Source organism: Bacteroides sp. 1001302B_160321_D4 (genome assembly GCF_015667765.1).
In the GTDB taxonomy this organism is placed as follows: Bacteria; Bacteroidota; Bacteroidia; order Bacteroidales; family Bacteroidaceae; genus Bacteroides; species Bacteroides xylanisolvens.
Map to the genome: position 1 here is coordinate 1 of NZ_JADPLO010000072.1, position 21,341 is coordinate 21,341.

The following is a 21,341-nucleotide window of genomic DNA, read 5'->3' on the forward strand; positions in this document are numbered from 1 at the left end:
CTCAAAATCCGATTCAATTAGGAGAGGTAATAACCATAAGGAACAACAATTTATTCAATAGTGAAGAATTATTAAAAAAATCGGGAATACTTATGAAAGCTAATTCCTATTTTGAAGAATGTGATTCTATCTCGAATTTAGATTATTCTAAAAGGCTTTTATTAGCAACACTTTCTATGTGTATGTTCCAATCAAAAGATCAAAATTGTATTGTTCTATTTCAGCCTCCAGTTTTATTTACTGCGGAAGATTCTATTCGGATAACTCGTAGTCAGGAGATAGCGAATAATAGCTTAAAGGAATTATTTTCTAAATATAAGAAAGAGCATCCTGATATAATGAGTGAAGTGCAATGCAAGTCCTTTATTGATTATAGTATATATAGCCCTAATCAAAGACATAGATACTATATGAGTGGGGAGAAAATAGAAGATATTCAAGTCTTTCCACATGATATTAGTAAATATATGTTCAATTCAGATTCTCTTTTTGTCTATTCAATTCCGATTATAGCAATAGATAGTGGTAATTATGGAATGTATAAAGAGGGAGAGGAAAAGTATAAGCAAGAAAGAAAAGAATTTTGGGACGCATATCCCTATTGCAAAGCTTTAATTATCCAAAAACAAGATAGAGGTTTTATTCGTCTGTATTGTTTATTTGGCGAGTGTGGAATATTGAATAGTGATGACTATATTAAGAAATTGAAAGATATTATATGGTATAAGGATAATGATACATAGAATGGAGGAAATCATAAAGGATACACAAATGTTAAATGATAGATATGATGAAGCGATATGATTATTTAATAATAGGTTGTGGACTATATGGTTCTGTTATCGCCGAACAGTTAACACGAAGTTCACGTTCATGCTTGGTTATAGATAAACGTAGCCATGTTGGGGGGAATGTATATACTGAAAAAGTCAGGGATATTATCGTTCATAAATATGGTGCTCATATCTTTCATACAAATAATAAAACTGTTTGGGATTATATTAATTCATTTTCAGAATTTAATAGATACACAAATTCTCCATTGGCTAATTATAAAGGTGAACTTTATAGCCTGCCTTTTAATATGAATACATTTTATCAAATATGGGGAGTGACTACACCGATAGACGCTTTAGCAAAAATTGAATTTCAAAGACAGGAGTCTGGTGTTATCGAACCTAAAAATCTGGAAGAGCAAGCGATATCGTTAGTGGGGAAAGATATTTATGAAAAATTGATTAAAGGGTATACAGAAAAACAGTGGGGAAGACCAGCGACTGAACTACCAGCTTTTATCATCCAACGATTGCCAATACGCTTCACTTTTGATAATAATTATTTTAATGACAGGTATCAGGGAATACCGATTGGGGGATATACTCCAATCATTGAGAGAATGTTAAGACGGAGCGATGTGCTGTTGGAAGTTGATTACTTATCTAATAAGAAGTACTTTGATAATGTAGCAGATAGAATAATATATACAGGAGAAATTGATCGCTATTTTGACTACTGCTATGGTACTTTGGAATACCGAAGTTTGAAGTTTGAGACTTGTTTATTAGAGAATTCGCCTAATTTTCAAGGAAATGCAGTGGTAAATTACACGGATTCAGTTACTCCTTACACTCGTATTATAGAACATAAGCATTTTGAGTTTGGGCAGCAACCATATACTGTGATAACGAAAGAATATCCTTTCGAATGCCAGATGGGAGCAGAGCCTTACTACCCTATAAATAGTGACGCAAATATGATACTATATAATAAGTATCGTGAATTAGCCCAGCAACAGGATAGTGTATATTTTGGAGGACGGTTGGCGGAATATAAATATTATAATATGGATGTAATAATAGAACGAGCATTAGCATTAATTTCACAGATAAATCATAAAAATCATATGTACTGAAAGGTATATTTTACTGATATTATACTAATCTGTTGAATTTATTGTAGATTTTTATTCAAAAAAAGTTATAGACCAAATGAGGAAGAAAGAATATTTCATATTAATTTTTATTTGTGTTTGCACTTTATCCTGTGTAGCTCAACCAGTCTCTAAATGCTATAGTGATGTATATAATTTACATTTTTCGATAGGTACTAATTCTTCGACTGAATATCCATGGATACAGAATGCAGCATATCTTGGTTGTGCAGTACCTTATCTGATCGAGGAATCAGGGAGAAGGTTATTAGCGGAAAAATATTTTAAAGGATTTCAATCTGACCGTCTTCGTACAGAAATAGAACAACGGATTGTGCTTCCTAATAATAATGAGAAGGAAGGACAGGTGATATTTGAAAGCAAAGGAGAGAATCTTGAAAATATCTTTATTATATTAGATGGGATAAATAGTGAAGAAAAATATATATTTTCAGATACTGTGAAAGTTACTTCGGGACATTTACTAAACAAGGTATCGAAGAAAATACCATTGATTGGAGTTAACCTATTGAATATAAGGATTCGGGCTGAAGGAAAAATTAATAAGGAAGCATATATCGCATATTCTAAATTGGATATTATGATTGGCAATAAAAATATAAATGAATACCCTTTGATCCTTCCGAAGTTACCAACTAATAAGAATATCAATTTTATTCCTTTGAATACTGATTACGAATTTGGAGAAATAGATATAATGAAAAATGGAAAGATTATAGCCATAGGAGAATCCGTACATGGAAATAGTTCTGTTCGTAATCTTGCTTATCGATTAATTATGGAAAGTGTAAAGAAACGAGGGTACAAGCTAGTCCTTTGGGAAATGCCTATGGAAATGTCTCTTGTTTACAATAGGTATGTGACGGATAGTAAGTTCATGCTTGATTCTATTGAAACAGCGTTTATTGATATCCAAAGTCTAAATTTTATAAATGAATTGAGATTACATAATTTTAGTAAAACGGCAAAAGAGAAGGTGTGTTTATTAGGTATAGACTATAATAGTACGTGGAAAGCAGATCAAAATTCAGCAATGGATATTTTCGATTTTATAATGCATTTAAATAAGAAACAAAAGATATATGAAGTTAATATGTTATTAAGTTTGCTGATGGAAAAAGATTGGAATAAAGCAATTGACTATCTTAAATCCCACAAAACTAAAATTCGAAATTTGCTTACAGAGGATGAGATAGAGTGCATATTACATATTCTAACTCTTTCTCTGAAAATGGGAACAGAGAGAGTAAATCGATTTGTAGGTCGCGATTCAGTAATGTTTGTGAATACGAAATTTTTATTAGAATATTTTTCAGTTCCTGTTGCTATGAAGAGTATTGTTTATGCACATAATGTACATGTCAATCCGGTTTCAACATTTCCTGCTGTACATTGTGATCCTTTTGGCATGTATATGAAGAAACAATATTCGAATGATTACATCCCTTTACTGATATTAATAGGTAAAGGTAGTGCAACTGTGTATGATTGGCAGTATAATGAAAAAGAAAAAGATTTGCAACATCCTCCTGTTGGAAGTATTGAACTTTTCTTAAATCAGCAAGAAAGTAATGTATGCTATTTCCCTATGTCGACTTTTTTTAATAAAATAGTACTATCTAGATATAAAGGAGATAAGCATACTATACAGGAGTTTTATCCATACAATTTATATCAACGTTATAAAGGGATGCTTTTTATCAAAGAGGAGTATGAAAATGAGAATATTAAAAAGGAGATAAAATCTGTTGATGAAATTAGAGCGACTTTATCAATAAGAAACAAGCGAAGACTAAAATTTTTAGAAAGTATAAATGATCATCAATAATTTTAAGTGATATGTAGGTACATGAAAAGTGACGTCGGTTGAACACCTTATTTGCATAATACATTATTAATTTTTCTTGGTTTCAAAACACAATTAAAGGATTAACTATACCTTTGCACTATCTTTTATAAAACACGTATTGTTATGGAACAGCATCCGATAAAAATTAATAAAGTGCAGATACGCAATCTGCAAATAGAAGATTATGTACAGTTATCCCAATCGTTTACCCGCGTTTATTCTGACGGTAGCGATATATTTTGGACTCGTGAGCAGATTCAGAAGTTGATTAAAATCTTTCCGGAGGGTCAGATCGTCACAGTCGTTGACGATAAAATAGTTGGTTGTGCTCTTTCTATTATTGTTGATTATGATAAAGTAAAGAACGACCATACGTATGCACAGGTTACGGGTAAGGAAACATTCAATACACATAATCCCAAAGGAAATATCCTGTATGGCATTGAAGTATTCATCCACCCGGGCTATCGTGGTTTGCGTCTCGCACGTCGTATGTATGAATATCGTAAGGAGCTTTGCGAAACATTGAATCTGAAAGCGATCATGTTTGGCGGACGTATCCCGAATTATCATAAATATGCTGACAAAATGCGTCCGAAAGAATATATAGAACGGGTACGTCAACGCGAGATTTATGATCCGGTACTTACTTTCCAGTTGTCGAATGATTTTCACGTTCGTAAGGTAATGACTAATTATCTGCCAAATGATGAAGAATCAAAACATTATGCTTGTTTGCTCCAGTGGGATAATATCTATTATCAGCCACCTACACAGGAATATATCAGTCCCAAAACTACGGTTCGTGTAGGCTTAGTTCAATGGCAGATGCGTAGTTATAAAACGTTGGATGACCTGTTCGAACAAGTAGAATTCTTTGTGGACGCAGTATCCGATTATAAAAGTGATTTTGTTCTTTTCCCGGAATATTTCAATGCTCCTTTGATGTCGAAGTATAACGATAAGGGGGAATCGCAAGCCATTCGCGGATTGGCAAAATATACGGATGAAATTCGGGAACGGTTTATGAATCTGGCTATTAGCTATAATATTAACATTATAACCGGAAGTATGCCATACGTAAAAGAGGATGGGCTACTTTATAATGTAGGTTTCCTTTGTCGGCGGGATGGAACCTACGAAATGTATGAAAAATTACACGTCACTCCCGATGAAATAAAAAGTTGGGGACTTAATGGTGGTAAACTTCTGAATACTTTTGACACGGACTGTGCAAAGATTGGAGTTTTGATTTGCTATGATGTCGAGTTCCCCGAACTTTCCCGCCTGATGGCAGATCAGGGAATGCAGATATTATTTGTTCCTTTCCTGACAGATACCCAGAATGCCTATTCTCGTGTTCGTGTTTGTGCGCAGGCACGTGCCATCGAGAATGAATGTTTTGTGGTCATTGCCGGAAGTGTCGGAAATCTTCCCCGTGTGCACAATATGGATATTCAATATGCACAATCGGGGGTATTTACTCCATGCGACTTTGCTTTTCCAACGGACGGAAAGAGGGCGGAGGCAACTCCTAACACCGAAATGATTTTGGTATCGGATGTTGATCTGGATTTGCTGAACGAGCTGCATACTTATGGTAGTGTACGCAACTTGAAAGACCGCAGGAATGACCTGTATGAGGTGAGATACAAGAAATAAAAAGAGTGACGCTATGCTGTCCGGATAGCGTCACTATATGCCTTGGATAGCGTCACTATCCGGGGCATATAGTGACGCCCTTTTGATAGAATACTTTTCTATTTGGAAGACGTGCCACTCTCCAATATACTAACGATAGAAAATAGCGTAAAGCAAATAGCTCCGAGACCTACCAAAACACGTGCCGGAATAAAATAATCAGCATGTGTAGTAGCAAGCTCGAATACAAAAGCCGCCAGGAACAGACAAGCCAATGCCGTTAATACCGGAATCATAGGAATACGGTTGGCCAATTTGAATTCTTGCCTCCATATCTTAGCCAGCAGGATTACTTTGCTGGAAATACTGTAACATACCAACCCCAACCCGAGCATAATATATCCGGTGGTACCGTTTGCACTTCCGGAATCTGCCAAAATCACGAATAATCCCCATACAAAAGAGATAGATCCCATTAATAAAACCAGTTTCGGCCATTTGTTCCGTTCTTTTTCTGAATAATCATTACGTATCTGACGTGCTATGGTAGCTACCAGCGCAATCAAACTGGTGCAAATACATGCCAGACCGACCATTACATGCCCCACGACAAAATAAGCAGGATGAGAATGACTGTTGCCTAATAATACAAATGCCCATATCCATGCGATCAGCGAAACGATGATGGCAACAATGACCAATGCCCGTCTCTGATTAAGGGAAAAAGCTCCTTCCGGAACTTCATTACTTGTCGTTTTTGAATTTCTCGGAATTAAAGAGAATCGGGTAGAAGAGGTGGCGGCGGTAGCTACACAAGTGGTAATAAATCCAACGCCGGTGATAACGTGTCCTGCAACAAATGCAGAGGTGGAAGTGGCATTACTGAAAATGCAGATACCTCCAATAATAGTAATGATGGCTGCCAGATAGCCTATAATCGGCAAAACGTATTTGGCCGATTTATTATAAGTATGTATGATTTGCCGGATGATAGTGGCAGCCGTGCAAAACAGTGCAATGCATATCATACCGAGTGAAAACACAACAGGACCGGCCACAACACGACTCCCGTCATCTCCATAACCATAAATGAACGCTCCGTATCCGAAGCAAAAAATAGCCATCGCCAAAGGGATTGCTCTGAATAAAATGCTAATACCGTAATTCATAAGTTAAAGTGCTTTTAGGTTTCCCACTAAAACAAGGAGATACCTGTTTTGTTTAGGCTGTAGGCGGTTTATAATCGTTAACTTCACACGAATCCGATTAAAAGTCCTAGCTTTTTGCTCAACTAAACAAATGTTTTTGTAAATTTGCACCCTTAAAAATGGGGATACCCCTCAAATTGTAAATTGTAAATAGTAAAATCGTAGACAGCTATGGGTAAGAGATTTACTGAATATTCGCAGTTTGACCTTTCGCAGGTGAACAAAGATGTGCTGAAGAAATGGGACGAGAACCAGGTTTTCGCCAAGAGTATGACAGAACGTGATGGCTGTCCTTCGTTCGTGTTTTTCGAAGGACCTCCCTCGGCTAATGGTATGCCGGGTATTCACCATGTAATGGCTCGTACCATTAAGGACATTTTCTGTCGCTACAAAACGATGAAGGGTTATCAGGTGAAGCGTAAAGCCGGATGGGATACGCACGGACTGCCTGTGGAACTAAGTGTAGAAAAGGCATTAGGTATCACAAAAGAAGATATTGGTAAGAAAATCTCTGTTGCCGACTACAATGCGGCTTGTCGGAAAGACGTGATGAAATATACCAAGGAGTGGGAAGACCTGACTCATCGGATGGGATATTGGGTGGATATGAAGCACCCTTATATCACGTATGATAATCGCTATATTGAAACATTATGGTGGCTATTGAAGCAACTGCATAAAAAAGGATTGTTGTATAAAGGATATACGATCCAACCGTATTCACCGGCTGCAGGAACAGGATTGAGCTCACATGAGTTGAATCAACCGGGCTGTTATCGGGATGTAAAAGATACAACGGCCGTTGCCCAATTTAAAATGAAGAATCCTAAACCGGAAATGATGGAATGGGGAACTCCTTATTTTATCGCCTGGACAACTACTCCATGGACATTGCCTTCAAATACGGCTCTTTGTGTGGGACCGAAGATTGACTATGTGGCTGTACAGTCTTACAACGCTTATACCGGAGAACCTATCACGGTTGTTCTGGCAAAAGCTTTATTGAATGTACATTTCAATGCAAAAGCTGCTGATCTGAAATTGGAGGACTACAAAGCCGGAGATAAACTTGTACCGTTTAAAGTGATTGCCGAATATAAAGGTACTGATCTTGTCGGTATGGAATATGAGCAGTTGATCCCTTGGGTGAAACCGGTTGAGGTATCCGAAGATGGCAACTGGAAGCCTAGTGATAAGGCTTTCCGTGTGATACCGGGTGATTATGTAACGACAGAAGACGGTACAGGTATCGTTCACATTGCACCTACATTTGGTGCAGACGATGCGAATGTGGCACGTGCTGCAGGAATCCCGTCACTTTTCATGATTAATAAGAAAGGCGAAACTCGTCCGATGGTGGATTTAACTGGTAAATTCTATCTGTTGAATGAGCTGGATGAGAATTTCGTAAAAGAATGTGTTGATGTAGATAAATACAAAGAATATCAGGGTGCATGGGTGAAAAATGCTTATGATCCTCAATTTATGGTGGATGGCAAATACGATGAGAAAGCTGCGCAAGCTGCCGAATCCTTGGATATTGTCATTGCCATGATGATGAAAGCAGACAACAAGGCTTTCAAGATAGAAAAGCATGTCCACAACTATCCGCACTGCTGGCGTACAGACAAACCGGTACTTTATTATCCATTGGATAGCTGGTTTATCCGTTCTACCGCTTGCAAGGAGCGAATGATGGAATTGAATAAAACCATCAACTGGAAACCGGAATCTACCGGAACCGGCCGTTTCGGCAAGTGGCTGGAAAATCTGAATGACTGGAACCTTAGCCGTTCTCGTTATTGGGGTACTCCATTGCCTATCTGGCGTACAGAAGATAATACGGATGAGATATGTATCGAATCTGTAGAAGAACTTTATAATGAAATCGAGAAATCGGTAGCTGCCGGATTTATGAAATCCAATCCATACAAGGATAAAGGTTTCGTGCCGGGTCAATATTCAGAAGAAAATTATGATAAGATTGATCTTCACCGTCCTTATGTAGACGACGTCATATTGGTATCGAAAGACGGCAAACCGATGAAGCGTGAATCAGACTTGATTGATGTATGGTTCGATTCGGGTGCTATGCCATACGCACAGATCCATTATCCGTTCGAAAATAAAGAACTGTTGGATAACCGTCAGGTATATCCGGCTGACTTTATCGCAGAAGGAGTAGACCAGACTCGTGGTTGGTTCTTTACCTTGCATGCTATCGCTACCATGGTATTTGACAGCGTGTCCTACAAAGCTGTTATCTCTAACGGTTTGGTACTCGATAAGAACGGTAACAAGATGTCTAAGCGTTTGAATAACGCTGTCGATCCGTTTACTACGATTGAAAAGTATGGTTCCGACCCGTTGCGTTGGTACATGATTACCAATTCTTCTCCGTGGGATAACCTGAAATTTGACGTTGAAGGAGTGGAAGAGGTTCGCCGTAAATTCTTCGGTACCTTATATAATACGTATTCATTCTTTGCGCTTTATGCGAATGTAGACGGATTTGAGTATAAAGAAGCGGATGTACCGATGGCAGAACGTCCGGAGATCGACCGCTGGATCTTGTCTGTATTGAATACATTAATAAAGGAGGTAGATACATGCTATAATGAATATGAACCGACAAAGGCAGGACGTTTGATCTCTGATTTTGTGAATGATAATTTGTCCAACTGGTATGTTCGCCTGAATCGTAAACGTTTCTGGGGTGGTGAATTTACACAGGATAAATTGTCTGCTTATCAGACATTGTACACTTGTCTCGAAACAGTTGCCAAACTGATGGCTCCTGTATCTCCGTTTTATGCAGACCGGTTGTATACTGACTTGATTACGGCAACAGGACGCGACAATGTAGTTTCTGTCCATCTTGCCGAATTCCCGAAATATCAGGAAGAAATGATAGACAAGGAACTGGAAGCCCGCATGCAAATGGCACAGGATGTTACATCTATGGTGTTGGCATTGCGCCGCAAGGTGAATATCAAGGTACGCCAACCGCTACAGTGTATCATGGTTCCGGTGGTAGATGAAGAGCAGAAAGCTCATATCGAAGCTGTGAAGAACCTGATTATGAATGAAGTGAACGTAAAAGAAGTCAGATTCGTTGATGGTGCAGCCGGTGTATTGGTGAAAAAAGTGAAATGTGACTTTAAAAAGCTAGGCCCGAAATTTGGCAAGCAAATGAAAGCAGTAGCTGCTGCTGTTGCAGAAATGTCACAGGAAGCCATCGGTGAATTGGAGAAAAACGGAAAGTATACATTAAATCTGGATGGTGCGGAAGCTGTTATTGAAGCATCAGATGTCGAGATCTTTAGTGAAGATATTCCGGGATGGTTGGTTGCCAACGAAGGTAAACTGACAGTAGCGCTTGAAGTGACTATTACCGAAGAACTGCGTCGCGAGGGTATTGCTCGTGAACTGGTGAACCGTATTCAGAATATACGTAAGTCAAGCGGCTTCGAGATTACAGACAAAATAAAAATAACAATCTCGAAAAATACGCAAACAGATGATGCGGTAAATGAATATAATACTTATATTTGTAACCAGGTTTTAGGCACATCTCTTGAACTTGTAGATGAAGTGAAAGACGGAACAATGCTGGAGTTTGACGACTTCTCATTGTTTGTGAACGTGATAAAAGACTAATACTATATTGATTAACCTTTTAAAATTGTAAAGTTATGGCAGAAAAGACTAGATATTCGGATGCGGAACTCGAGGAATTCCGTGCCATTATTATGGAGAAACTGGAATTGGCACAACGTGACTATGAACAGTTGAAGAAAAGTTTGATGGGACTGGACGGTAATGATACCGACGATACATCTCCTACGTATAAAGTATTGGAAGAAGGAGCTAATACGCTCTCCAAGGAAGAAACGACCCGACTGGCACAACGTCAGCTGAAGTTTATCCAAGGATTACAAGCTGCTTTGGTACGTATTGAGAATAAAACGTACGGCATTTGCCGTGAAACCGGAAAGTTGATTCCGGCAGAACGTCTGCGTGCTGTTCCTCATGCTACATTAAGCATTGAAGCAAAGAACAGTGGTAAAAAATAACAGATAGCAAGTAGGCTACAGGTAACGAGCTACAAGTAGCTGCGCAAAGTTTACGCACGGCACTTGTAGCTCGTTATGTTTAACTTATAATAAACACATGAAGAAACTATTCACGAAGGGGAGAATTGCCCTTCTCGTTATCTTTTCCGTATTGATTATTGACCAGATCATCAAGGTCTGGATTAAAACTCACATGTACTGGCACGAAAGTATACGTGTGACCGATTGGTTTTATATCTATTTCACCGAAAACAACGGGATGGCTTTCGGTATGGAAATCTTCGGCAAGTTATTCCTGACAACATTCCGCATTGTTGCGGTAGCATTGATAGGGTGGTATCTCTATAAAATCATAAAGAAAGGGTTTAAAACAGGTTATATCGTCTGTGTGGCTCTTATTCTGACCGGTGCTTTGGGGAACATCATAGATAGCGTGTTCTATGGAGTTATTTTCAATGAAAGCACTCATTCGCAGATTGCTAGTTTCATGCCCGAAGGTGGTGGATATTCTACCTGGTTTTACGGAAAAGTGGTGGATATGTTTTACTTTCCGATTATAGATACAAACTGGCCTACATGGATGCCGTTTGTGGGTGGAGAGCATTTTATATTCTTTAGTCCGATCTTTAATTTTGCGGATGCCGCTATCAGTTGCGGTATCATTGCCTTGTTACTCTTTTATAGTAAATATTTGAATGAGTCTTATCATTCGCTGGATAAAGATAAAAAGGAAGCTACGGATCATGAAAAATAAATTTCGGTTTCATCTGTGTCTCATCTGCATGTTCGTTTTTGCGGTAGCCGGGTGTAAAGTGAAAAGACCCAGTGATGTAATCTCGGAATCGAAGATGGAGAATTTGCTGTATGATTATCATGTGGCAAAGTCTATGGGAGATAATTTGCCTTATAGTGAGAACTATAAGAAAGCATTGTATATCGACGCCGTTTTCAAGAAATACGGGACTACACAAGCTGCATTTGACTCATCCATGGTTTGGTATACCCGTAACACAGAGATTTTATCGAAAATTTATGATAAGGTGAAAAAACGCTTGAAAGACGAACAGGAACTTGTTGGCGACCTGATAGCCAAGCGTGATAAGAAACCGAAAATGACCAAGCAGGGTGATAGCATCGATGTCTGGCCGTGGCAGCGTATGGTACGTCTGACCGGTGAAATGATGGATAATCAATATGTATTTACTTTGCCGACCGACTCTAACTACAAAGACCGGGATACACTGGTATGGGAAGTGCGGTATCGTTTCCTAGAACCGATACTTGCCGACTCTTTAAGAGGTGTCACTATGGCTATGCAGGTGATTTATGAAAAAGATACGATCAATCATTGGAAAACGGTGACTGAACTGGGTGTGCAACAAATTCGTTTGTTTGCAGACACATTAGGTGCGATGAAAGAAATAAAAGGTTTCATTTATTATCCGATGGATAGCCAGGAAAAAGGCGGAGCAGTATTGGCCGACCGCTTCATGATGACTCGTTATCATTGTACGGATACGCTCGCATTTGCCGTACGCGATTCTTTGAATAAGATAGAAGCATTGAAAGCGGATTCTTTGAAAAAGATAGCTACTAAAGAAAATGCCGACTCTTTACATAAGATCATAGACAAGAATAAAGATGACATTCAGCGTCTGACACCGGAAGAGATGAACCGTCGTCGTACGGGAACTCATCGTGAGAAGAAGCCGGAGCAGATTCAGGTGGAACAGCATATCCAAAAGGAACGGATAGAGCAAAGAAAAGAACGCCAGATGAATCAACGCAGGAAGCAGCAACAAAGACGTTCAAACAACTGATTGTAATGAAACGCTTTGCTTCTCATTATTTGCTGATACCTGCCGTCGGATATATGAAGCAGCAGGTAGTGGAGATCACTGACGAAGGAGTTGTCCGAGGTGTGTTCCCATTGACCGAAGAGATTGAATCGGTTGAATGGATGCCGGGAGTGATTGTGCTGCTTTCTGAAAGTCAGGTGGAAGAAATAAAAAACACTGGGATAATTTTAAAAAACATCCCAGTGTTTCAAATCAATCTTCCCAGTGTTTCGAATCAATCTTCCCAATGTTTTAATGAGTATCTGCAGGAAGCAGAAAAGAAGAGGGAAGCTTTATTTCCTTATTTGTTTTATCCTTTTGATTTTACTTCCATGCAGCCTGTCGACGGAACTCGGCACAGATTACTGCGGTAGCAATGGCTACATTCAGAGACTCGGATGTCTCTTGGCCTGCCGGGTAATTGGGGATATATAATTTTCGGTTGATTAATGTGGCTACCTCTTTCCCTATGCCATTCCCTTCATTTCCCATTACGATCAAGCCATTGGCCGTTAATGGTTGTTCATACATGTTTTTTCCATCCAGGAACGTACCGAACACAGGAGTATCTCCGAGCGACCGGATAAAATCGGGGAGGGAAGTATAATGTACTTTCACCCGGGCAATTCCACCCATAGTGGCTTGTATAGTCTTAGGGTTATATACGTCTACTGTATTCTGCGAGCAGATAATATGTTCGATGCCAAACCAGTCGGCCAGACGGATAATGGTACCCAGATTTCCGGGATCCTGCACATCGTCCAATGCAAGGCAAAGTGATGAACGAACTGCCTCCGGATCCAAAGTATATTGTGGTTGTTCGAAAATGGCAAGTACCTGTTGGGGAGTTTTCAATAAACTGGCCCGTGAAAGATCTTCTTGTGAAATTTCTACCAGTTCACTTGCGTCAAGACCCGGATGCTCCTGAAGCCAGGAGGGAGTGGCTGCTAAAAAACGACAGGGAAAATGTCCGAGTAAATCACCTACCAATTTAGGACCTTCAGCCAGAAATACCCGCTCTTCTTTACGTATTTTCTTCAGTTCCAGCGAGTGGATATACTTTATTTTGTTTTTACTTAATGATGCCATAGATTTGATATTCTTTTGCAAAGCTATAAAGATATTTCCAATCTACCCTTACTTTCTTCGTCTTTTTCTTAAATTATTTTCCCCGTCGGAAAATATAATTTATCTTTGTAGGCGCATTTTTCATGCTATCGATGTAAAACCGTATGAGGAGAAATTTTCTTTGTTTGCTTGCTTCTGCTGCTGTCTTGTCACTTGCTTCGTGTACTACCACTAAGTTTGTGCCGGATGGATCTTATCTGCTGGATGAAGTTAAAATTCGTACGGACCAAAAAAATATACGGCCTTCTTCCTTGCGCATGTATGTTCGCCAAAATCCTAATGCCAAGTGGTTCAGTCTGATAAAGACCCAACTTTATGTATATAATCTATCGGGGCGTGATTCGACCAAATGGGGGAATAAGTTCTTGAGAAGAATTGGGGATGCTCCCGTAATATATAGCGAGGACGAAGCACAACGTTCTGAAGAAGAGATCACTAAGGCTGTGCATAATATGGGATATATGGCGGCAACAGTGAAACGTTCGACCAAAGTAAAAAAGAAAAAGATCAAAGTCTATTATGACGTAACGGCAGGCAAGCCATACGTTGTTCAATCTATCAAATATGATATTTATGATCCTAAAATAGCTGCGCTTCTCAAACAGGATTCTGCCAGAAGTTTGCTGAAGGAAGGAATGTATTTTGATGTGAATGTATTGGATGCGGACAGGCAACGTATCACGAATAAGTTACTTCGGAATGGTTACTATAAGTTTAATAAGGATTATATTGGATATACTGCCGACACTGTTCGTAATACTTATAATGTAGATCTGACTCAACATTTGCAGATGTATAAAGCTCATGCGAATGATTCGGCAAGAGCACATCGACAGTATTGGATCAATAAGATTAATTTTATTACGGATTATGATGTTTTGCAGTCCTCGGCAATGAGCAGTGTGGACATCAATGATTCGGTTCATTATAAGGGATATCCGATTTACTATAAGGATAAACTCTATTTGCGTCCTAAAGTTCTTACGGATAACCTTCGGTTTGCTTCCGGTGATCTGTATAATGAGCGCGATGTGCAGCAGACCTATTCCAGTTTTGGACGTTTATCGGCATTGAAATATACGAATATCCGTTTTATTGAGACTCAAATAGGAGATTCAACGATGCTCGATTGCTATGTGATGCTGACCAAGAGCAAACATAAATCAGTGGCTTTCGAGGTAGAGGGAACTAATTCTGCCGGTGACTTGGGAGCGGCAGCTTCCGTCTCTTTCCAGAACAGGAACCTTTTTCGCGGATCGGAAACTTTTATGATAAAATTCCGTGGAGCGTATGAAGTCATTTCCGGACTTCAGGCAGGTTATTCGAATAATAACTATACAGAGTACGGGGTGGAAACGAGTATCAACTTCCCTAATTTCCTGTTCCCTTTCATTTCCTCTGATTTTAAACGGAAAATCAGGGCGACAACAGAGTTTGGTTTGCAGTATAATTATCAGTTGCGCCCGGAATTCCTGCGTACGATGGCTTCTGCCAATTGGAGCTACAAGTGGACGCAACGTCAGAAGATACAACACCGTATTGATTTGATTAATATTGCTTTTCTATATTTGCCTCGTATCTCTGACAGGTTTAAAGAAGACTATATTAATAAAGGACAGAACCATATTTTCCAGTATAATTATCAGAATCGATTGATTGTAAATATGGGATATAGCTATAATTATAATAGCGTGGGAGGATCTATTATCAACAATACGATTGCTTCTAATTCATACTCCATCCGTTTTAATTTCGAGTCGGCGGGAAATATAATGTATGCCCTGTCTAAGGCTACCAATATTCGGAAGAATAGTAATGGTGAATACGCTATTTTGGGAATTCCTTATGCTCAATATCTGAAAGGAGAGTTTGATTTTGCCAAGAATATCAGAATCGATCATCGTAACTCTTTTGCGTTTCATGCCGGTGTAGGAATAGCTGTACCTTATGGAAATGCAAAAACGATTCCGTTTGAGAAACAATACTTCTCCGGTGGAGCCAATAGTGTTCGCGGATGGGCTGTTCGCGATTTGGGACCGGGTTCTTTTGCCGGAAATGGAAATTTGCTCGATCAATCGGGAGATATTAAGCTGGATGCCAGCATTGAATACCGAAGCAAATTATTCTGGAAATTTCAGGGAGCGGCATTTATTGATGCGGGTAATATCTGGACCATCCGGAGTTATGCCAACCAACCGGGAGGAGTTTTCAAGTTTGACAAGTTTTATAAGCAAATAGCCGTGGCCTATGGACTAGGGCTTCGCCTGGATTTAGATTTCTTTATCCTTCGTTTTGATGGAGGTATGAAAGCTGTCAATCCCGCCTATGAAACGAAGAAAGAACATTTCCCGATTATTCATCCTAAATTTAGTCGTGACTTTGCTTTCCATTTTGCTGTGGGATATCCTTTCTAACCAGCCATTTATTATTTTCTCTTACAAATTGGAGGGTATCTTGCAGAGAGCTCATATATTCTATTTTTCCTTCAACAGGATTAATGACGAATGTATTTTTTATTTGGCAAACAACCGTTGCTTCCTCTGAATTAGCATCTATCTTACTGGATATAACAGAAACTTTCGCAGCACCTCGTGCCTTGAGCTGATCCAGATGAGTTTGCCGTACATTAGACGCTAAAAAGCTAAGATAGGACAGGGAAGAAGGAGTACTCCATGTTTTGGCGCCCGGATAATTGAAATTATAAAAGGCTTCGCAGAAATCTATAGCTGTTTGTTCTATTTGAGTTTGGGGAGTTTGTTGCTGGCAGGACAGGCAAGTGAATATTAGGACAGAATAGATAAGTGTATATAGTTTATTCATAGTATAAAAAGATGCTGGATGGAAGATGAGATTGAAAAAGGAGATGAAACTTCAATAAGTAGTTTCATCTCCTTCGTATTTCTTTTAATTTTTAGCGGGCGGCAAACATAAGATTGCTCATTGTAGCTTGGCGTGCTGCCAGCATGCCTTGAGCATCTAACGTTACATTCATCTTTTCGCCATTCGGTAAGAACAAATCAGCAGTGCCGTCATTGTTCATTTTTACTAATTCAGCGCTTTCACCGTTTGCAACGACGTTCCATGTGTTAGCTTCTTTGTTGTAGATCAAATCCATTGAAGCAGTTTCGCCTTCTTTAGTAATAGAATATCCATTCTCAAGAGTTTTCACCATGTAGTTGCCGTTCTCTCCTTTTACTTTCTTTACGTCACCTACATTAGCCATCGGGTTGGAACCACTCCAGAATTCGATAGAATTGATAACTAAAGCGTCAGCCAGGTAAGCTACGCCATAAACCGGAACAATGTTGAAAGCAAGGAATACGAGTTCGTTTACAAACTTGTTTCCAACTGATTGATTCCAAGAAGACAGGCGGTTGAATAAACTGAATGATCCTACACAAGAACTGAATAATAAGCTACCGCTAAGCACTACTGCGACTAAAGTCAGTTTCCCTCTTTTCATGTTAAAACATTTTTGATTAATAAAAAATATTGATAATTTCTCTCATACAAGTATGCAAATATAATATTTTTTAATTAATCAGGGGGATTATTTCTAATTTTTGTATGCTCTTGATTTTCGTCTTGACAATTCGTTTCCTATGATATGGTCTATTGAAAATTTACCCGGACCGGCAATATACATCAATATGAATACCACTAAATAAATGAAAGCTAGTTCTTTAACAGCAAATACGTCATTTGCGTGAACTACAAAGAAAGCTACTATCATCGTGAAAATCATCGGGATCATGGCTAAGCGATACAAGAAGCCTACAATAAATGCCATTGAACACACAAGTTCACCAAAAATAGCTAATCCGAGAGACAGGGGACTTCCTATTCCAAGCGGATCAGGAAATACAGTTGACAACTCTTGGAAACTACTCCATTTTTGGATACCGTGGTTCATTAATAATATGCCGAAGATGATCCGGACAGCCAATAGCAACAAAGACACTTTTGTTGTATTCGATTTTGTGGGGAATAAGAAATCATAAATCATAAGTCGTTCTATTTTTAAGTTTATCTTTATTTATATAAACATAAAAAATATTGAAATTGTTCTTTGCTGATAGTACAACTTGTAGAATCTCTGCCAGTTCTTCGGTTATTCCTTGTTTATGAATAAATAAACTTTGTATCTTTGTGGAAAATTCTAAAGATATGGCGCAACATACTTATGACAATGAAGCTGTTCAGGAGTTATTGAACTGGGCAAAAAAGATGATCGAAACAAAGAATTATCCAACTGAAAGATATCAGGTCAATCAATGTACTACAATTATTGATGGTAAATCGTATTTGGAATCGTTGATTGCTATGATTTCCAAAAACTGGGAAAATCCGACTTTTTATCCTACTATTGAGCAATTATGGGAGTTCAGGGAAAAGTGGGAAAACAAAGAATCGTAGTAAATGGCCGTTCCATGTTGGGAGATAAGTTATTTCATCATATAGAAATGCACTCTTAATCATGTCGGATAAGAGTGCATCATCTATTTTTTGTATATCTGTCGGCTTGCTATTTATCTATTTATTAGAAAGGCAGCCATCTTTTTTTCTTTTTTGATGGCGTTTTTTCCTCTTCTCCGTTTTGGCCATAGACATCTGCAAACGTCTTTTTCTCTTTAATCATTGCATAAATGACTCCCCAATCCGGCAAACCGCCTAAGTTCCGGTCGTCAATGAACATATCAGCTTTCAACTTTCGTGAAAATCCCTGATGGCCTTTTTGCTCTTCAGGATAATCTTTATTAACGGCATAAAATTCTAAACCTCTGGCTTTGCACCATTCGACAGCTTCGTCCAAAAGTGCCCCTTCACGCACACTCCATAGTATTAAACGATGCTTTTCTTGTTGCAATAACTTCAATGTGTCAACAGCGAATGGAATTTCTTCACCAATGCGTGGATAACGATGCTCTACAATCGTTCCGTCAAAATCAACAGCTATAATCATAGTTTTTAATTACCTAATTTTGAACAAAGATACGGACAGTAAGCCAAAAAAACGTATCTTTGTCTCAAATTAACATTTTAATAAATTAATAAATACATGAACAATTCCCCTCAGCGTGCTGCTAAAGGCTTTACGAGAGCATTTTGGGTCAGCAACACAGTCGAACTGTTTGAGCGTATGGCATACTATGCCGTTTTCATCGTTCTCACTATTTATCTATCTTCCATTTTAGGTTTTAATGATTTTGAAGCAAGTATGATTTCCGGGCTTTTTTCTGGCGGGTTATATCTGCTTCCTATTTTTTCCGGTGCTTATGCTGATAAGATAGGTTTCCGGAAGTCAATGATTATAGCATTTTCCTTATTATCTGTCGGATATTTAGGATTGGGAGTATTGCCCACTTTGCTGGAAGCTGCCGGCTTGGTTAGTTATGGCGTCACTACTCAATTTAATGGTTTGCCCGATAGCTATACCCGGTGGATTATTGTGCCGGTCTTGTTTGTACTTATGGTGGGAGGATCTTTTATTAAGTCCATCATTTCTGCATCTGTGGCCAAAGAAACAACGGAGGCAACGCGTGCGCGTGGTTATTCCATCTTTTATATGATGGTAAATGTAGGTGCTTTTACCGGTAAAACAATTATTGATCCTTTGCGTAATGTCATTGGTGAGCAGGCATATATCTATATTAATTATTTCTCCGGTGCGATGACAATTATTGCTTTGCTTGCTGTTATTCTCCTTTATAAATCAACGCACACGGCTGGTGAAGGAAAAAGTCTCCGTGAGATTGGGCAAGGATTTATGCGCATCATCACCAACTGGCGTTTATTGATTCTTATTCTGATTGTTACAGGGTTCTGGATGGTGCAACAGCAACTTTACGCCACTATGCCTAAATATGTGATCCGGTTGGCCGGCGAGACGGCGAAACCGGGATGGATTGCTAATGTGAATCCTTTTGTGGTGGTTTGTTGCGTTAGCTTTATCACGCGTTTGATGGCAAAACGCAGTGCGATTACTTCGATGAATGTGGGAATGTTTTTGATTCCTTTTTCGGCGTTGCTGATGGCATGTGGAAATTTGCTGGGAAATGATCTTATTACAGGCATGAGCAATATTACCCTGATGATGATTGCAGGTATAGTGGTACAGGCACTTGCCGAATGTTTTATTTCGCCGCGTTATCTGGAGTATTTCTCTTTGCAGGCTCCTAAAGGCGAAGAAGGAATGTATTTAGGATTCAGTCATTTACATTCCTTTCTTTCTTCCATCTTTGGTTTTGGTCTGGCGGGAATTTTGCTCACCAAATACTGTCCGGATCCTGCTTTGTTCGAGACATGGGCGGCATGGGAGGCAGCTAGCGCAAATGCCCATTATATATGGTATTACTTTGCTGCTATTGGCCTGATTGCCGCTGTAGCGCTACTATTATTTGCGAAAATCACCGAATCCATCGACAAAAAGAAGGAATCTTCTCGGTAATTCTATTCTTTTTTATGTATATTTGCCGTCACTTTGCTGTAAAAGTTGACGGCATTTTGCATTTTAATAAAGAGGATAAAACATGAAAGTAAAATTTATAAGCCTGGCGAGTGGCAGTAGTGGGAACTGTTATTATCTGGGTACTGAAACCTATGGAATACTGATAGATGCCGGAATCGGCATACGTACTATCAAAAAAACACTGAAAGATTATAATATCTTGATGGATAGTATTCGTGCGGTATTTATAACGCACGATCATGCTGACCATATCAAAGCTGTGGGTAATCTGGGAGAAAAATTGAATATTCCTGTTTATACAACCGCACGTATTCATGCTGGAATTAATCGTAGCTATTGTATGACGGAGAAATTGAGTTCGTCAGTTCGTTACCTGGAAAAGCAAGAGCCGATGACTTTGGAGGATTTCCATATCGAATCTTTTGAAGTGCCGCATGATGGAACGGACAATGTGGGGTACTGCATTGAAATCGACGGCAAAGTCTTTTCTTTCTTAACGGACCTTGGAGAAATTACTCCTACAGCTGCCCATTATATCAGTAAGGCCCATTATCTGATACTTGAAGCTAACTATGATGAGGAAATGCTCAAAATGGGGCCTTATCCTCAATATTTGAAGGAGCGGATTGCAAGTAAGACCGGCCACATGAGTAACTCTGATACTGCGGAGTTTTTAGCGGAAAATATCACTGAACATTTGCGCTATATCTGGTTGTGTCATTTGAGTAAAGACAATAATCATCCGGAGCTAGCTTATAAAACGGTGGAATGGAAATTAAAGAACAAAGGTATTCTTGTAGGTAAAGATGTGCAACTACTTGCTTTAAAGCGAAATACGCCTTCCGAGCTTTATGTGTTCGAATAAAGACGAAAAAAAGATAGTAAAAAAGCTGCATGATTGTTTGGTCAAATAAAATAAAAGACCTACTTTTGCAACCGCAAACGAGGAATTAAGCACTCTTAGCTCAGTTGGTAGAGCAACTGACTCTTAATCAGTGGGTCCAGGGTTCGAATCCCTGAGGGTGTACAAATTCAAGGTTGCAATAAAAATAATATGTTGCACTCTTAGCTCAGCTGGTAGAGCAATTGACTCTTAATCAATGGGTCCAGGGTTCGAGTCCCTGAGGGTGTACTAGGAAAAAGGAGGTTTTTACCTCCTTATTTTGTTGGTTTACAGCAGA

General features: G+C 39.0%; 18 protein-coding genes, 2 tRNA genes and 1 pseudogene. 15 read left to right on the forward strand and 6 right to left on the reverse strand.

The genetic code is table 11. The features are described from left to right. The 4 genes and pseudogenes from KFO40_RS21670 to KFO40_RS21685 form a co-directional block, all read left to right on the forward strand. A pseudogene (locus KFO40_RS21670) lies at positions 1 to 743 on the forward strand (hypothetical protein); the annotation flags it as partial. Positions 744 to 790: 47 nt separating this feature from the next. Then, entirely contained in the window at positions 791 to 1,912 is a 1,122-nt protein-coding gene (gene glf / locus KFO40_RS21675) for a UDP-galactopyranose mutase (protein ID WP_211146792.1), read from the forward strand. A gap of 76 nt (positions 1,913 to 1,988) precedes the next feature. Beyond that, entirely contained in the window at positions 1,989 to 3,779 is a 1,791-nt protein-coding gene (locus KFO40_RS21680; protein ID WP_211146787.1) for an erythromycin esterase family protein, read from the forward strand. A 144-nt stretch (positions 3,780 to 3,923) separates the two neighbouring features. Next, on the forward strand, positions 3,924 to 5,462 hold the full coding sequence (locus KFO40_RS21685; RefSeq protein ID WP_008647925.1) for a carbon-nitrogen hydrolase family protein: 1,539 nt from the start codon (positions 3,924 to 3,926) through the stop codon (positions 5,460 to 5,462). A gap of 98 nt (positions 5,463 to 5,560) precedes the next feature. Here KFO40_RS21685 and KFO40_RS21690 read toward each other — a convergent pair whose 3' ends face one another. Further along, positions 5,561 to 6,610: a DUF2776 domain-containing protein gene (locus KFO40_RS21690; RefSeq protein WP_087318091.1), complete on the reverse strand. Its 1,050-nt coding sequence runs from the start codon at positions 6,608 to 6,610 to the stop codon at positions 5,561 to 5,563. Between the two features lie 210 nt (positions 6,611 to 6,820). On the opposite strand from KFO40_RS21690, the gene ileS reads away from it, so the two are divergent. The 5 genes from ileS to KFO40_RS21715 all read left to right on the forward strand — a co-directional run bounded on the left by ileS (position 6,821) and on the right by KFO40_RS21715 (position 12,937). Continuing rightward, the gene (gene ileS / locus KFO40_RS21695; RefSeq protein ID WP_211146788.1) at positions 6,821 to 10,309 is read left to right on the forward strand and encodes an isoleucine--tRNA ligase; all 3,489 of its coding nucleotides are present in this window, start codon (positions 6,821 to 6,823) and stop codon (positions 10,307 to 10,309) included. A 35-nt stretch (positions 10,310 to 10,344) separates the two neighbouring features. Further along, positions 10,345 to 10,725: a TraR/DksA family transcriptional regulator gene (locus KFO40_RS21700; RefSeq protein WP_004295883.1), complete on the forward strand. Its 381-nt coding sequence runs from the start codon at positions 10,345 to 10,347 to the stop codon at positions 10,723 to 10,725. Positions 10,726 to 10,822: 97 nt separating this feature from the next. Beyond that, a complete protein-coding gene (locus KFO40_RS21705) occupies positions 10,823 to 11,479 on the forward strand; it encodes a lipoprotein signal peptidase (RefSeq protein WP_004295884.1) in 657 nt (218 codons plus the stop codon). After that, a complete protein-coding gene (locus tag KFO40_RS21710; protein ID WP_211146789.1) occupies positions 11,469 to 12,545 on the forward strand; it encodes a DUF4296 domain-containing protein in 1,077 nt (358 codons plus the stop codon). The genes KFO40_RS21705 and KFO40_RS21710 overlap by 11 nt, the downstream gene beginning before the upstream one ends. Positions 12,546 to 12,550: 5 nt before the next feature. After that, positions 12,551 to 12,937: a hypothetical protein gene (locus tag KFO40_RS21715; RefSeq protein WP_195564862.1), complete on the forward strand. Its 387-nt coding sequence runs from the start codon at positions 12,551 to 12,553 to the stop codon at positions 12,935 to 12,937. Here KFO40_RS21715 and KFO40_RS21720 read toward each other — a convergent pair. After that, positions 12,888 to 13,652: a TrmH family RNA methyltransferase gene (locus tag KFO40_RS21720; RefSeq protein WP_195564861.1), complete on the reverse strand. Its 765-nt coding sequence runs from the start codon at positions 13,650 to 13,652 to the stop codon at positions 12,888 to 12,890. The genes KFO40_RS21715 and KFO40_RS21720 overlap by 50 nt on opposite strands. A gap of 143 nt (positions 13,653 to 13,795) precedes the next feature. Between KFO40_RS21720 and KFO40_RS21725 the strand changes: the two genes are divergently transcribed. After that, entirely contained in the window at positions 13,796 to 16,105 is a 2,310-nt protein-coding gene (locus tag KFO40_RS21725; protein ID WP_008022444.1) for a BamA/TamA family outer membrane protein, read from the forward strand. On the opposite strand, the gene KFO40_RS21730 is transcribed toward KFO40_RS21725, so the two are convergent. The 3 genes from KFO40_RS21730 to KFO40_RS21740 all read right to left on the reverse strand — a co-directional run bounded on the left by KFO40_RS21730 (position 16,059) and on the right by KFO40_RS21740 (position 17,697). Beyond that, positions 16,059 to 16,511, reverse strand: a complete 453-nt coding sequence (locus KFO40_RS21730; protein WP_211146790.1) for a hypothetical protein — start codon at positions 16,509 to 16,511, stop codon at positions 16,059 to 16,061. The two genes, KFO40_RS21725 and KFO40_RS21730, sit on opposite strands and share 47 nt — an antisense overlap. Positions 16,512 to 16,602: 91 nt before the next feature. Then, the gene (locus KFO40_RS21735) at positions 16,603 to 17,154 is read right to left on the reverse strand and encodes a DUF3332 domain-containing protein (protein ID WP_004316429.1); all 552 of its coding nucleotides are present in this window, start codon (positions 17,152 to 17,154) and stop codon (positions 16,603 to 16,605) included. A 93-nt stretch (positions 17,155 to 17,247) separates the two neighbouring features. Continuing rightward, positions 17,248 to 17,697: a DoxX family protein gene (locus KFO40_RS21740; protein WP_004316430.1), complete on the reverse strand. Its 450-nt coding sequence runs from the start codon at positions 17,695 to 17,697 to the stop codon at positions 17,248 to 17,250. Positions 17,698 to 17,858: 161 nt separating this feature from the next. Here KFO40_RS21740 and KFO40_RS21745 point away from each other — a divergent pair, with 161 nt between their 5' ends. After that, positions 17,859 to 18,107 carry a DUF6965 family protein gene (locus tag KFO40_RS21745; protein WP_015531160.1) on the forward strand — a complete coding sequence of 83 codons (249 nt, stop codon included), beginning with the start codon at positions 17,859 to 17,861 and terminating at the stop codon, positions 18,105 to 18,107. A 124-nt stretch (positions 18,108 to 18,231) separates the two neighbouring features. On the opposite strand, the gene KFO40_RS21750 is transcribed toward KFO40_RS21745, so the two are convergent. Next, a complete protein-coding gene (locus tag KFO40_RS21750) occupies positions 18,232 to 18,654 on the reverse strand; it encodes a BT0820 family HAD-type phosphatase (protein ID WP_004316432.1) in 423 nt (140 codons plus the stop codon). A gap of 96 nt (positions 18,655 to 18,750) precedes the next feature. Between KFO40_RS21750 and KFO40_RS21755 the strand changes: the two genes are divergently transcribed. The 4 genes from KFO40_RS21755 to KFO40_RS21770 all read left to right on the forward strand — a co-directional run bounded on the left by KFO40_RS21755 (position 18,751) and on the right by KFO40_RS21770 (position 21,292). Continuing rightward, the gene (locus KFO40_RS21755; RefSeq protein ID WP_211146791.1) at positions 18,751 to 20,139 is read left to right on the forward strand and encodes a peptide MFS transporter; all 1,389 of its coding nucleotides are present in this window, start codon (positions 18,751 to 18,753) and stop codon (positions 20,137 to 20,139) included. An 82-nt stretch (positions 20,140 to 20,221) separates the two neighbouring features. Next, positions 20,222 to 21,025, forward strand: a complete 804-nt coding sequence (locus KFO40_RS21760; protein WP_004316193.1) for an MBL fold metallo-hydrolase — start codon at positions 20,222 to 20,224, stop codon at positions 21,023 to 21,025. Positions 21,026 to 21,114: 89 nt separating this feature from the next. Then, positions 21,115 to 21,187, forward strand: a tRNA-Lys gene (locus tag KFO40_RS21765). Positions 21,188 to 21,219: 32 nt separating this feature from the next. Next, positions 21,220 to 21,292: transfer RNA gene (locus tag KFO40_RS21770), tRNA-Lys, on the forward strand. Positions 21,293 to 21,341: the final 49 nt, after the last annotated feature.